This window comes from Bosea sp. (in: a-proteobacteria) (assembly GCF_023953965.1).
In the GTDB taxonomy this organism is placed as follows: Bacteria; Pseudomonadota; Alphaproteobacteria; order Rhizobiales; family Beijerinckiaceae; genus Allobosea.
Genome location: NZ_JAMLIX010000001.1, coordinates 2,571,052 through 2,584,685, shown reverse-complemented (window position 1 = coordinate 2,584,685; position 13,634 = coordinate 2,571,052). Strand labels below are relative to the sequence as shown.

13 protein-coding genes are annotated in these 13,634 nt (G+C 62.5%); 2 read left to right on the top strand and 11 right to left on the bottom strand.

The annotated features are described in order from the left end of the window. Positions 1-60 precede the first annotated feature (60 nt). Positions 61-489 (bottom strand): hypothetical protein, encoded by a 429-nt coding sequence (locus M9917_RS12010; protein WP_297253949.1) that lies wholly within the window; start codon positions 487-489, stop codon positions 61-63. A gap of 107 nt (positions 490-596) precedes the next feature. On the opposite strand from M9917_RS12010, the gene M9917_RS12005 reads away from it, so the two are divergent. Then, positions 597-869: a helix-turn-helix domain-containing protein gene (locus M9917_RS12005; protein ID WP_297253947.1), complete on the top strand. Its 273-nt coding sequence runs from the start codon at positions 597-599 to the stop codon at positions 867-869. 1 nt (position 870) lies between these two features. On the opposite strand, the gene terL is transcribed toward M9917_RS12005, so the two are convergent. From terL to M9917_RS11975, 6 genes are all read right to left on the bottom strand, one after another. Continuing rightward, complete coding sequence (terL, locus tag M9917_RS12000; protein WP_297253945.1) at positions 871-2,316, bottom strand: phage terminase large subunit; 1,446 nt, start codon at positions 2,314-2,316, stop codon at positions 871-873. Next, positions 2,303-2,686 carry a DUF5681 domain-containing protein gene (locus M9917_RS11995; protein WP_297253944.1) on the bottom strand — a complete coding sequence of 128 codons (384 nt, stop codon included), beginning with the start codon at positions 2,684-2,686 and terminating at the stop codon, positions 2,303-2,305. The genes terL and M9917_RS11995 overlap by 14 nt, the downstream gene beginning before the upstream one ends. Next, a complete protein-coding gene (locus tag M9917_RS11990) occupies positions 2,683-4,107 on the bottom strand; it encodes a site-specific DNA-methyltransferase (RefSeq protein ID WP_297253942.1) in 1,425 nt (474 codons plus the stop codon). Before M9917_RS11990 ends, M9917_RS11995 begins: the two co-directional genes overlap by 4 nt. A 31-nt stretch (positions 4,108-4,138) precedes the next feature. Beyond that, entirely contained in the window at positions 4,139-4,912 is a 774-nt protein-coding gene (locus M9917_RS11985; RefSeq protein ID WP_297253940.1) for a hypothetical protein, read from the bottom strand. A gap of 291 nt (positions 4,913-5,203) precedes the next feature. Continuing rightward, entirely contained in the window at positions 5,204-5,434 is a 231-nt protein-coding gene (locus tag M9917_RS11980) for a hypothetical protein (RefSeq protein WP_297253938.1), read from the bottom strand. 113 nt (positions 5,435-5,547) lie between these two features. Beyond that, a complete protein-coding gene (locus tag M9917_RS11975; protein ID WP_297254848.1) occupies positions 5,548-6,426 on the bottom strand; it encodes a DUF4424 family protein in 879 nt (292 codons plus the stop codon). Here M9917_RS11975 and M9917_RS11970 point away from each other — a divergent pair. Then, a complete protein-coding gene (locus tag M9917_RS11970; protein ID WP_297254899.1) occupies positions 6,388-6,645 on the top strand; it encodes a hypothetical protein in 258 nt (85 codons plus the stop codon). The genes M9917_RS11975 and M9917_RS11970 overlap by 39 nt on opposite strands. Before the next feature lie 51 nt (positions 6,646-6,696). Here M9917_RS11970 and M9917_RS11965 read toward each other — a convergent pair whose 3' ends face one another. The 4 genes from M9917_RS11965 to M9917_RS11950 form a co-directional block, all read right to left on the bottom strand. Further along, positions 6,697-7,161 (bottom strand): hypothetical protein, encoded by a 465-nt coding sequence (locus M9917_RS11965; protein ID WP_297253936.1) that lies wholly within the window; start codon positions 7,159-7,161, stop codon positions 6,697-6,699. Positions 7,162-7,320: 159 nt separating this feature from the next. After that, positions 7,321-8,184, bottom strand: a complete 864-nt coding sequence (gene istB, locus M9917_RS11960; RefSeq protein WP_465246306.1) for an IS21-like element helper ATPase IstB — start codon at positions 8,182-8,184, stop codon at positions 7,321-7,323. After that, complete coding sequence (gene istA / locus M9917_RS11955; protein ID WP_297250232.1) at positions 8,181-9,680, bottom strand: IS21 family transposase; 1,500 nt, start codon at positions 9,678-9,680, stop codon at positions 8,181-8,183. Before istA ends, istB begins: the two co-directional genes overlap by 4 nt. A 78-nt stretch (positions 9,681-9,758) precedes the next feature. Next, positions 9,759-13,622, bottom strand: coding sequence for an Eco57I restriction-modification methylase domain-containing protein (locus tag M9917_RS11950; RefSeq protein ID WP_297253934.1), 3,864 nt, complete (start codon positions 13,620-13,622; stop codon positions 9,759-9,761). Positions 13,623-13,634: the final 12 nt, after the last annotated feature.

The following is a 13,634-nucleotide window of genomic DNA, read 5'->3' as shown; positions in this document are numbered from 1 at the left end:
CCACACATGCTCGCTTCGGCAGCGAAGTCGAGCACAATGTGAGGCGGTTAGCTCAACTGGTCAGCCCTCGTTATCGAGGAGGTCCCAGCGGCTCTTGAATGGGTTCAGGGTCTTGAACGGGATGCGGCCTCTGACCCCGCAGGGGCTGCGATAATAGATCCGGTCGAGTTCGGGCCCGGGGACGACATAGTAGCTGGCCCCCTCGGCATGCAGATCGACGATGATGTAGAAAATGTGCGCTGCGAACTTGGCCTGGGCGAGTGAAGTGTCGCCCTTCGCGCCCTCATGCCGTGTCTTGACCTGAATCTGGATGGTGCGCGCGCCCTTCGAAGCCAGGATATCGATCAGCGGCGAGTTGCCGTTGACCATGGCGGCGAGCCAACCGCGGCGCAAAAGCTCGCCGGTGACAAAGTGCTCGCCGGACATCCCAGTCTGCCCGGTTCCGATCGCCACGGCATTCGCAGGCACAATCTCGACGTCTTCGCTCATTGCGGGCCCCCGCCTGGCGCTGCGTCCGCAGCTCACCCGCAGATAATTCAGAAATAGGAGATTACCAGTCCGTCGATAGACGGACGCCGATAGCGTCTCTGACGGGCATGGATGCCCGCGCGATCCTCGGATGGAATTTGCGCCGATTGAGGGTCGCAAAGGGCCTGTCGCAGGAGCGACTGGCCTTGGCTGCCGGCATCGACCGCGCCTATGTCGGCCGGGTCGAGCGCGGCGAAGAAAACGTCACGATCAATGTCGTCGCAGCCGTGGCCCAGGCTCTGGAGGTCAAGGTCGCCGACCTCTTCGTTGAGCCCCCGGCTGGCGCAGGACTGCCTGCCGCCCTCCCGCCTGGCCGCAAGCCAAAGAACGAGCGCGCTTGAACTATCCGATATTCTCGGCGGTGAGCTGATAGCCGGACGTTCCGTGTTTCAAGGCCTGTGAGATGCTATCCACCTGATCGTCGTGGCGCGAGCCCGGGAAGGCGAAGAGTTCATCCTCGAGCGCGGCAAGCCAGGCGGCCCGCTCCGGCAGGTGGACGAAGCCGTTCTCGAACTTGGTCGAGACTTCCGCCATCCGAAATTGCTTGTCTCGATCGACCTTGATCGCGCGAACCGGCACGCCCGCCTTCTTCAGCTCCTGGTGCAGAGCCGTGCCGGCGCCGATATCCTCGATCAGAATGCGGCTGGGCTTATAGCGGTCGGCGAGTTCGATCGCCTTGCGGCGCAGGTCGGGATAGTCATGTCGGCCACGGTGCACATGCAAGAGATAGTAGTTGGGCCGGGCGAACAGCCAGGTGGTGCAGACACTAAAGTCGTTTCCCGGGCCGCCCTTCGCCGCGGTGTCCCAGCTCTGAATGATCGATTGGCCAGGCTTGCGGCTAGGTGCCACGGCATAGCGGCTGATCCAGGCGCGTTTGATCATGGCGCCGCCTGGCGGCACCGGCTCCTGGAGATATTGGGCGGAGAAGGCATCAGAGCCGAGATTGGCCCTGAGATCGTCGAGGATCTGCTGCGGCTCTCGCTCTGGGTGCAGCAGGTCGCCTTCGGCGAAGAGGTGCGCACGCCCGTACCCGATCGGGATGAGCTGATCGGCGGGCGAGATCGCCGGCAGGTTCAATATGGTCCAGTCGCTGCCGGTCTGCCGCGATACATAGCCGACCAGATCGTCCATGTGCACGCGCTGCATGACGATGACCACGGCACCTTCGACCTTGTTGTCGAGGCGCGACAGCAAGGTGTTTGAGTACCATTTGTTGCAAGCATCGCGCGTGGTCGCTGACATGGCATCATCGGGTTTGATCGGATCATCGATGATGATCAGCGAACCGCCGCGGCCGGTCAGTGTGCCGCCGACCGAGGTGGCGAGGCGCATGCCGCCACCGGTCGTCTGAATCTCGGCTTCAGTATTTTTGCGGGCCGAGGGCTTCGTTCCAGGAAAGAGGCTTCGGTACCAGCCGCTGCCGATAAGGGCCCGAAAGTCGTTGCTGTGCTTGTTCGCTAGGTCCTGCGCATAGCTGACGCAGATGATGCGCTTGCTCGGATCGTGGCCCAGCGCGAACGCAGGAAAGGCGACCGACGCGATCACGGATTTCAGCGACCGCGGCGGCAGGTTGATGATCAGCCGCCGTGTCTTGCCCAGTCGGACCTGCTCAAGAGCGTGACAGATCGCGTCCAGATGCCAATTCCAGGCGAGATCGCCCGGAACGAGCGAGGTCGCTGCCTTGCCGACGAAGCTGGCGAAATCTCGGCGCAGAATGATTTCGAAGACCCGCCTGCGTTCCGCCTCCCTGACAGGCATTGCCAGCCTAGTCATCTCACGCAGCGCCATCGTCCGACCATCCGTTCTTCTCCAGGAATCTCTGGAAGATCAGATCGTCCTCGGCGCTGGAAACCGCCGGCTGCTCTTCGGCGCCCCCCTGCATCTGCTTAAGGCGAAGAACAAGTTCTACGTACTTCAACTCGCCATTAGCGGCCTTCTGGCATATGCGCCTGATCATTACCTCTTCCATGGTCATGCTCCGACGATTTCGGCCCTCGCCGACCGCAACCTTGCGCGACAGGAGTTCATCGAGGATCGTCGCCGAGCTCTTTCGGCCTTTCGGCCGACCGCGCGGATTGCCGCTTTTGCCGGGCGCGAACCGCGAATGCAGCGGTGGGCGGCCGCGCCCGACGAGATAGGCTTCACCTCCGTCGCTCATCGCGCACCTCCGCACAGATCGACCCAGCTGGAATCTTCTTCTGCGAGCGCCGGCTCCGGGCTGAGCTCTGGCGGCGCTGAAGCTGTCGGATGACTTTCGCGGACGGCCTGCCGACGCCGTGCTACCTCAGCATAGGTCTCACCGGTCTCAGCGAGGACTGCGTCAGCCTTGGTGACACTCAGCCAGCGGCGGATGGCAACGTCGACATAAACAGGATCGATTTCGACGCCGAAGGCTCGACGCCCGAGGCGCTCGGCCGCCATCATCGTCGTGCCCGAGCCCATGAAGGTGTCGAGGACGATGTCACCGCGGCGCGAGCAATCGCGAATTGCGTCAGCGACGAGCGCGACCGGCTTCACGGTCGGGTGCATCTTCAGCTCGTCGAGCCGCCCAGCCCGGAAGCTGTTGATGCCGGCATAGTGCCAGACATTGCTGCGGCTACGCCCGCTCTGGCCCAGCCCGAAATTGTTGACATGCGCGTCCTCGCCCTTCTTGAACACGAAAACGAGCTCGTGCTGCGAGCGGTAGAAACTCCCCTGCCCCGCGTTCGACTTCACCCACACGCAGAGATTCTTCAGCTCCGAGAATACGGCGGTTCCGGCTGTCATCAGCTCACCGACATGGCGCCAGTCCATGCAGACGAAATGGATCGAGCCGTCGACCGCATTGCGCTCGCAGACGGCAAGGCTCTCGGTCAGAAAGGTCGTGAAGGCCTCGGCGCTCATCTCCCCCGAGGCGAAGGCGAACTCTCGGTGCTTGATCGCACCGCGGCCCTGGACATGGCCGAGGACGGGCACGTTGTAGGGCGGATCGATAAAGACCATCTGCGCCTGTGCCCCATCCATCAATCGGGCGACAGCAACCTCATCGCGAGCGTCGGCGCAGATCAGCCTATGACGACCGAGCAGCCAGTGATCGCCCTTCTCGACAGCCGGGTCGCCTGCTGCTGGCACCTGATCGTCGGGTTCGGCCTGATCATCGAGATCGGCCGCCAGAGCATCGATCTCAGCCGCATCGAAGCCCGTCAGCGTGATATCCAATCCCTCTGCGTCGAGGAGGCCAGTGAGTTCGCCAAGTTCGACTGCGAGCAAGTCCCGGTCCCAGCCAGCATTCTCGGCAATCTTGTTGTCGGCCAGCATCAGCGCCCGCCGCTGAGCCGCACTGAGCCCGGCAATGCAGAGCGTCGGGATTTCGTCGAGCCGAAGTTCTGCAGCAGCGCGCAGGCGACCATGGCCGGCGAGCACCCCGCCCTTCTCATCGATCAGCACAGGATTGGTGAAGCCGAATTGCTCGATGCTCCGCGCGATCTGGGCGACCTGAGCCTTCGAATGCGTCCTGGCGTTCCGTGCTGACGGACGAAGCGACGCGATCGGGCGAAGTTCGATCTGTCGTGAGATTTGAATGCTATGGTTAGGTTTCAAATCGATACACTCCGCGCTTGCGATCTTGGATTCAGGCCCCGCGTCTGCGACCGCGGCGCGCCGGCTGGGTCTTCGACAACAGGTGATTGAGCTGGATGAATGGGTTCATGAGTTCGACGATGAGCGTGGGACTATTCGAATAGCCATCCAGCTTCACCCGCTTTTCAAGCTCTTCCCATCCTCGGCAGATAATATCGGGCCGGGGTCCATCCTTGCCCGCGATCATGCGTGTAACTTCCCCGACAGCTTCGAGATCCGCATGCACGCAGAAGAAGACCATTTTTCCAGAGTCCTCGACCACATTGCCCTTCGCGATGAGCTTCTCCCTGCTGAGTGCAGTTGCACCTGCGATAACCGTGCCTTCGATATTGAGCAGCGAAGCGATGTCCACCTCACTCATTCGACGATGCTCTTGCTCCAGTGACTCACGGAAGCGGCGGAGCGCGGAGACCGCCCTGCCCTGCGGCAAGCCGCAGTTCATCAGCCGCAACGCAAGAAATAAGGCGAGCACGGAATAGGCGGAGAAGGTGACATCGCGTCCAGAGCCAGCCGCATCGTCGTCATGAAAGGCGAAACTAGAACGCGTGTCGCCACTCGACGGCAGTCTGCTCTTTCGATCAGAATCGAGCAGGCGCTTGATCCGCGTGAGAATGACCTCATCCGGCTGGCTCGAATAGGTCGACCGGATCGCCTTAACCAGGACCTCGTTGATCTGATTCCGCTTGTACATTGAAACCTCTATCGAGGCTCCAATCTGCTCCGACGGAATTGCGGTGTCAAGTTGGGCTTTTATTTTGACGCGCAACGCCCTGCTCCTGGCGGCAACTCCGACTAGCGGTCGCTGATCTGCGGTCGAAGCTTCCCTGTTCTCGCTCTAGGGAAAGCTCGGGCTAACTGACTGACTTGTTTGGGGAAGTGCCGCGGCTTCGCGACTGAGAAACGCAGATTTTCCGCGCTTTCGCTGTTTCTTTCCGTGTTAGCAGGGAAAGCCGCCGCAGAGACGGATGCACCTCGGACTGCCAGCGGCACCAGCCATTTCTCGGATAACCGACGATTTTCCAACGGCGCGGAAGACCCGCGGTTTCGGCGCCACTTATCAACTGCGCGACCGATAGAATGCGGTGATCAGCCGGCGGTCACGCGCCAAATTCTCGGGCAGCCCGGCGCCTGTTGCGATGGCGGATCGCCGCTCCGCATCGTTGGCTTTGAGAGCCGCCGCCAGTTGCTGCAATTCCTGCTCGCTGCTTGCGATCTGCGCCGATGCCGGCCCGGCAACCAGGACGGCGGAAAGGATGAGCGCGACAAAAAACGCCGTCATTCGTATCATGGTGCAGGTCTCCCGCCCATCACGGGCCTCGTGTCGTTTTGCAGCAGGAGCCGCCGTGAAGACGGCCGCGCGCTTGGCGACCTCCCCCGGCCTCGGCGCGAGGAGCGGGCGCCTCATGGTGGTTTCCGCTCGCTGGAGGATGCCGCATCGGGGCGGGCGAAGAACATGACGCCGGTTTCGCCGCCGGGGGTATGGTTCCGCGCCGTCCATTCGAACCTGGTCGGCGAAATCTTTTTCGCATCCTGCGGGCAGAATGCGACCAGATCGGTGGGCGCGCCCTTGTCGACCACCAGCCGGTAGAGCCTCGCCGGCCCGCGCCATCCGTCCGGCGGTGCCAGATGGGTAACGGTGTAGAGTTCATAGCGAGGCTTGCCGGAAAGGAACGCCCGGCGCACGGCACGGTCGATGCAATAGGCCCGCGTCGCCGAGCCGTCGGCCGCCATCTCGGGGAACAGGTCGAGATTGATGTCGCTCCAGTACCTGAAAACCGGAGCATAGCTGACCTCGACACGGGTTTCGCCCAGTGCGAGGACCGTGTCCCACGTGAAATCGGCCTGATAGCTCCATTGCGCCGAGTCGCCGCTCATCAGGCCGTCCGCTTCGAGGCCCGCCTGCTTTTCCGGCGGCAGCTGCCGCCACATCGGCTCGCCGTCCGGTCCGGAGAGCAACGGCACGCCGGCATCTTGCAATCGACGGGTGACGTCCTTTCCTTCCAGCAGGGCCCGGCCTCGGCCTGCGAGCGTCGGCTTCCGGCCGTTCACGCTGACGGAAAGGCGCAGGTAGTTGGCCGGCTGCGTATCGGCGGCAAGCCCCGCGGCCTTCGAGTTTTCGTCGAGCGCGGCAAGGTCCTCGCCGGCATCCACCGGCATTGCGGGCATGGCGAAGCTGAAATGCAAGGTCTGCCGCGTGGCGGATTTGAAGACATAGGCCAGTCGGACGGAATAGATCGCGATATGGACCTCCTGCCGCTCGACGCTGACGCCGGCCGGCAGATGGAAAGCCGGCCCGCTCGCGGCATGGCCGATGCCGGGTTTTTCGCCGGCGGCAACGGCCGGGGCGACCGCGAGGGTGAGCGGGGCGACAAGCGCGGCAACACCTGCGGCAAGCCGGATGCGCATCATGTGCCTACCTCCGGCATCGTCGGGCGCGCGAGACCAGGATGCGCCGGCTGGCCGTCCTGCGTGGCCGGGGTTGCCTCGCCGCCACCGTGAACGCGATCGCGCCGATCCGATGCGCTTCATGCTGGCCCTCGCTTGCGTTCGTCAGCCGCCGATCGGCCGGAAGAAGGTGATGACCGGCCTGAAGTTCCAGCCGGCATGACGGACGATCTCGATGATCGGCTGCTTCAGCTCGCTGAGATCGAAGGTATAGGCGTAGCTGAGATCGAAGCTCGGCTTGCCGTCCTTGAATTGCAGCCCGAAGACCCGCTCGTGCCGGTATTCGTAGAAGGTGATGCCGAGGGAGGCGCTCCAATTCAGCGAGAGGAGATCGGACCCGTGCCCCGCCGACCAGTCGAACGAGGCGTAGCGGTCCTGCGCTCTGACATTGTGCGCGCCCTCGTCGAAACGCAGCACCAGCCGGTAGCCCTTGCTCATGCCGTGCAGGCGCATCAGGTCGAGCCATCTGGCGTCGGCATAGCGCCAGTCGACGACGATCTCGTTGTCGCGCCTGCCGCGTTTGACCGCGAAGGGAATGTTCTGCTCGTTGAGTGCCAGGAGCCGCGCCATCAACACCTCCCGCGCGGCCGGCGGCACGCCGGCGAGTGTCAACGGCGGTCGGATTCCAGGCCAGCGTGGCGGAGTAAAAGCAGGCCACTGGCGTTGAGGGTGGCGGATATGGCAGGGGCCCCGATCGGGGCCCCTGCCATATCGCGCTGTCGGGATTGATCAGGGGATGATCTCGCCGGTTTCTGGATCGGCTTCGTTGGCGGTGGTCTGTTTTTGCCCCGCCGCGGCGGAGGCGCGCCGGCGGCCGGCCGATTGTTTGAGGCGGTAGCTGTCGCCGTTCATGGCGAGGATGCTGACGTGGTGGGTCAGGCGATCGAGCAGCGCGCCGGTGAGGCGCTCCGATCCCAGGACGGACGTCCAGTCCTCGAAGGGCAGGTTCGAGGTGACGATGGTTGAGCCGCGCTCGTAGCGTTGCGAGAAGATCTCGAACAGGAGCTCGGCGCCGGTCGGCGACAGCGGCACATAGCCGAGCTCGTCGACGATCAGCAGCTTGACCGCCTGCAACTCGCGCTGGAGCCTGAGCAGGCGCTTCTCGTCGCGGGCTTCGAGGAGCTGGTTGACCAGCGAAGCCGCCGTCGTGAAGGCGACGGAGAAGCCCTTCTGGCAAGCGGCCAGCCCGAGCGCGAGGGCGACATGGGTCTTGCCGGTGCCGCTGTTGCCGAGCGCGATGATGTTCTCCCGGCGCAGGATGTAGCCGCAGCGCGCCAGCTCCAGCACGAGCATCTTGTTCAGGCTCGGGATCGCCGTGAAGTCGAAGGTGTCGAAGCTCTTCACCGCTGGGAAGCGCGCCGCCCGGATCCGCCGCTCGACCGTGCGCCGCTCCCGGTCGATCAGTTCGAGCTCGACCAACCGTAGCAGGTAGCGGGGATGATCGACGCCGTCGCGGGAGCATTCCCGTGCCACCTTGTCGTACTCGCGCAGGACGGTTGGCAGCTTCAGTTGCTTGAGGTGGTGCGCCAGCAGGACCTGCGGCGTTCCAGCGGTCGTGCCCGCCGGCATCGTCTCTTTCCCCGAGCCCGTCATGCCGCGGCTCCCGGCAGGAGCACGGCGTAATCGGCCGCCGAGGTCGTCTTCACCGTAGTCCTCGGCAGATACGGATAGGCCGCCAGATCCAGACGGGCCGGGCGCCGTTCCAGCCGCGCCAGCGCGATCAGCTTCACCGCATCGAAGCCGATCGCGCCCAGCCGGATCGCCTCGCCGACGGCGAAGCTCACGACCTCGCGCGGCAAGGCCTCCAGCAGCCGCAGCACCTGGATGAACTCGCGCTTGCCGCGATTGCCCATGCGCGCTTCCAGGAGATGGCGCAGGTGCTGGAAGGCCTCGGGCAGGTCCCAGCCCTGCAAGGCCGCGGCCTGGTCGAGGGCGTTCGGCTTCTCCTCGATTAGCGCCAGATAGTGCAGCGGATCGGAGACGAACACGCCCGTCCCGTAATTGCGGGGATGGCGGGCAATCTCCTCGCCCCGGCACAGGATCACGACCTCCTCGACGAAGCCCTTCACCACCACGTCCTGGAAGCCATAGGCCGTCGGGACCGAGTAGTCGTTCGACCGATATCGGACCAGCGCCGTCGACGAGACCCGCGCACCACGCTTCTCGCACGGCTCCAGCGGCACTGCCGGCAAAGGGCGCAAGACCCCGAGATCGGCAACAAGCCGCTCTCCGATCGTCTGGGCATGCCGGCCGGCCCGCTCGTCCTGTCGCCGGCGGCAGCGCTCGGCCAACATCGCGTTCAGTTCGGCGAAGCTCGCCGCCAAAGGGATCGGCGTCATGAAGTTCGAGCGGGCATACTTCACCAGCCCCTCGACCTTGCCCTTGTCATTGCCCTTGCCCGGGCGCCCGAACCGATCCCGGAACAGATAGTGGCTCACCAGCTCCGTGAAGGCCCGCGTCCGCTCGCGCCGGCCATCGCCGCAGATCTTCGCCACCGCAATGCGGGTGTTGTCATAGAGGATCGACAGCGGCACACCGCCGAAGAAGCCAAAAGCCGAGACGTGACCGTCCAGGAACGCTTCCGTCGTCTCGCGCGGATACGCCTTCACGAAGCAGGCATCCGACTGTGGCAGGTCCAGGCAGAAGAAGTGGATCTTCTGCCGCACGCCGCCGATCACCGCCAGCGCCTCGCCAAAATCCACCTGGGCGTGACCGGGCGGATGGGCCAGCGGAACGAAGGTCTCGCGGCCCCGCGCCCGGCAGAGCCGCACATGGTCCTTCACCACCGTGTAGCCGCCGGCAAAGCCGTGCTCGTCCCGCAGCCGCTCGAAGATCCGCTTCGCCGTATGGCGCTGCTTCACCGGAGACGCCCGGTCTCCGTCCAGGATCGCCTCAATCACCGGCAGCAGCGGACCGAGCTTCGGCTTCTCGACCGGCTTCGTGCGCGTGTAGCCCGGAGGGATCGAGAACCGGCACATCTTGGCGATCGTTTCGCGGCTCAGCCCGAACACGCGAGCCGCTTCCCGTCGGCTCTGCTTCTGATTGAAAACGAAATCGCGAACCGCCGCGTAGACCTCCACAGCGAACATCCCCGCCGACCCCGAAAGGGATCAGCCTATCCAGTGGACGACTTTTACGCCGCCCGCGCCCGCACAAACGCAGGCGCTTCACTGGATGGTTTTCTCACCGCCCTGCACAACATAGCGGAGCTCGTCCTTGGACAGCCCATACTTGATGGCGAAGAAGGCATCGAGTTCGGCCCTCATCATGCGCCGCTCGTCTTCCCCAACCCGTCGGACTTGCACGCCGAGGTCCTTCGCCAGCGCTGCCATCGACCCAGACGAGGCTGCGAGTTCCCCCACACGCTCGCAAACGAACTGTTCCTGCGACGGAGGCAAGTCCGGACCAAGCAAGGGCAGTTGGCTCATGTGCATGTAGTTGAGGTGCGTCCCACCAACCTTCTGGCGAGCGACGAAGTCCAACACGAGCGCAGATAGATTTCCCACCAGGCAACTGATCTGGCGGGCAGAAGCCTCCGGCAGCATGATCGGCATGGTGTTGCCCACCCCGACCTTCGGCATGAAGCCGCCAATCACGGTCCTTTCGTCCGTAGCGCGGCAAATATCCCTCCAGCCAACCAGCCATTCGAAGCGCCATCCAGCGGCCGCAAGGCGTCGCTCCACCTCAATCGCCGGGACCCAATATCGGGGCTCCGGCTCGAACAGCAGATCGCTCTTTTCACCCTCGGTGACGTCTCTAGGCTTCAATTCAACGGTTGAATTCCCATCATCGTCAACGACAACCTCCGTTTCGGATGCCCCCTCATACGTTGCCCAGCGGTGGTCGTAATGATGAACCATCTTGGCTTCATATAACGGCACCCGTCGATCCTCGGTTGCATCGCTTCTTACGACGAAATCCACTCCATCTCTTACGAACCCCTCGCTCAAAAGTTGCTGCTTCGTCTTAAAGAACGGGGTCGCGTCGTTCGTCATATCAAAAAAGCGAGCGTATTTGATTTTCCAGGGGTTCCACTTGTTGGAATCATCAACTCTAATTAGAACGTCGACGCGATCATGAATTCGCGCAGTTAAATCAGCATCGGTCCGCGTTCTAAATAATGGTATTGTCTTTGTATTTGGATTGACGCGCTCTATTTGAGACGGGGAGAGTTGGTATTTCCTATCATCGTCAGTCAAATCTGTTGGTGATGTTGCATATGAGATAAATTCGATTGCGCCTTTATTTTTTCCGATCGTAAGCAGGCAAAATTTAAAACTCCGATGAACGCCCTTAAAAAGGGCTTTCCTGTTCTCGAAATCAAATAGGCTCACAATCGATCTATCATCGACGATTTTACCAAAGAATATACTCGTATTCTTTTCGGTTGCTATACCTGTTGGGCAGATCAAGCCAGAGCGACCCACATTGTTCACTATAGAACAGAAGTGCTCAGCAAAAAGCGGATACAGATTGATATCGCCTTGCCCCGTTAGCGGGAACCGGCCCGATTTCCTCGCGAAATTGCTTCCCGCTTCTGCGACGCCCTTCGCCGCGACAAACTTGTCAAACAGCACGCGCTCTGCGGAATCTCGGTCGGAATCGGCCAAGAGCTTGATGAAACGCGCACGGTCGGTTTTGCCAGCTTCTGCGATCTGTGGCGCAAGGGTCGCAAAGAACTCCTTCTCGACCAGCTTAAGTTTCTCCCATGGCGGGTTTCCAACCACGATGTCGAACCCGCCCCGTCCCATGACCGCTGGGAACTGAAGCGGCCAGTGGAAAAAGTTGATCAGCTTGTCCAGCCGCTCGGCCTCACTGATCACGGACGCAGGAACGGTGCCCGCTTCGCCCTTGATCAACTGAAAGACATCAAGGGAAACGGGGACCGACCGGTGCGAACGATCGAACCCTTTCTTCACCTCTGCCTTCGGAGCAAAGAACGCGGCAGAGAAGACGTTGGCTGCCATGGTGAAGCGCATTAGCTCCTCATGGCTGTGCAGCGCCTGATACTCTGCGGCCTTCGCCTCGACGTCCGCGCGCGTCTCCTCAGGCTTGCGGTCAAACAACCGGTCGAGCTCAACGATCGCGCCATATCCCGTGCTGAAGTCGATCTCAAACTGGTTCGGGTTCTTCTTTCGAGCGGCGAAGAACTCGGCGTTGAGGTCGCGATAGTATCGGGCAGCCGTCCTGTCGTCGCCACTCAGCGGCGCATAGGCATCGTCTGGGATGCCGCCCTTCAACAGCGTGAGGTCATGGACACCGAACAGGCTGTTGCCCAACTTGACGCGGTTATCGAGGAAAGTCAGCGGCTTGCCTGGCTCGATAGACTCCAGCCACAGCGCGGCCTTGCACAATTCGATGGCCAGCGGATTGGCATCGACGCCATGGATGCACGACCGAACGACATCACGCATCGCATGACGCCAATCGTTCGGCGTGGGCGCTCCTTCGCATCGGATACGGACCAACCGTTCAGCCAGCCGGCGCGCGGCGCCAAGCAGGAAGTGCCCTGAGCCGCATGCCGGATCGATGATCTTGAGGTCCAGGATCGCCGCCTCGGCATCATCGTTTTCCTTCAACGCCTGATCGACGACCGGGTCGAGCGTAGAATCCAGCAATGCCTGCACGAGGCTATCGGGCGTGTAGTAGCTGCCGGTCGTCTTCCTCTTGTTGCCACCTGCCTTCTTGCCCTTTCCGGGCGGCTTACCGCGAACCTCGTCAGCATCGCCGGGATAGTTCATCGCGTTGTTCTCGGGCGAGATGAGTGGAACAAGCTCCAGCAAACCCTCGTAGACGGAACCGAATTCCTCGGTCTCCATGTCCCGCCAGTTCACCTTGACCACGCCGGTGCCGGTCTGCATCCAGAACAGATGCCGGATGGCCGAGATCAGGCGCCGGTTCGAGACGACGGCATCGTCGAAGCAGAGACGTCCATCGAACAGGCCGCCAAGGGCGGGCAGCCCGATCGCCGCGTCGCCGGTCGACAACTTGGCAAGCGTCAACCTCAGCCCCAGCCAGAGGTCATGGTGCCGGCTATCACCGGCCCGCTTCAGCGCCTTGTCGCGGAGACGGGCCAGGGAATAGCCGGTGCGATAGAGCTCCGATGCCGCGGTCTCCGTGTGAGGCGGATGCAAGACGTCCCGATCCTCGATCGTGATGAGGAAGATCACGCGGTAGGCGAACCGCAGCAGATCGCCCTGGAACTGCATGGCATCCAGCTTGCGCTCCCGCAGCGCCAACCGAAGCTTATCGTTGCGCGGGTTCTCCAGAAGCCCATTGCCGAGATCGAGGAGCATCGCCCGGAAATTGCCCTGGAGCCGATCCCTCGCAACGACGCCGTCGTCCTTCGCTGCCTGCTTCCAACCCTCAATGATGATCTCGTCCAATGCCCCTCGGAATCGGGTCGCATGGCAAAGCAGCCAGAGGATCGAGAACTCGGCGAAGAGCGTCTCGTTGATGATGCGCGCGATGTCGAACTCGACATAGGCCGGCCGTGTCATGCTGGCGTTGTCGCGCATTAGCCGAAGGACATGACCATCGAACGCGAAGCCCCACATGCGGGCCTCGTTCGCATTGAGAAGCTCCTGAAGGGTTCCCGCCGCCGAACGCTTGCGCTTGCCGTCCGCGAACGCTGCCTGAGGGATGTCGAGGCCGGCCTTCTCGGTGTCCTGGCCGGGAGATGTGAGAATGATCGGGACGTGCCCCGACAGGAAGGCCACCTTGAACTCGCGGCCCTCATACAGCACGGGCAGCGTCTGGAATTCGAGATCGAATCCCAGCACCTTCGCGAAGAGGTGCTCCGCCAAGGCGCGGACCTGGAGGGGGCTTTTGGTGGTCTTGTCGAAATCGCTGAAGCGCGCGCTCAGGATCTTGAACGCCCGGTTGATCTCGTCCCGCAGGTCGAGGCCCTTGTCGACGTCGTAGTCCTCCGGCTTCTGCCGGGCCGCTTCCAGCTTCTGGACCTTCTGGATCGTCGCCGCGTGCAGAATTCCGCCTTCAAGGACGGTGGCCTGGAGTTCGAGGTCGTTCACTCTACGGGTCAT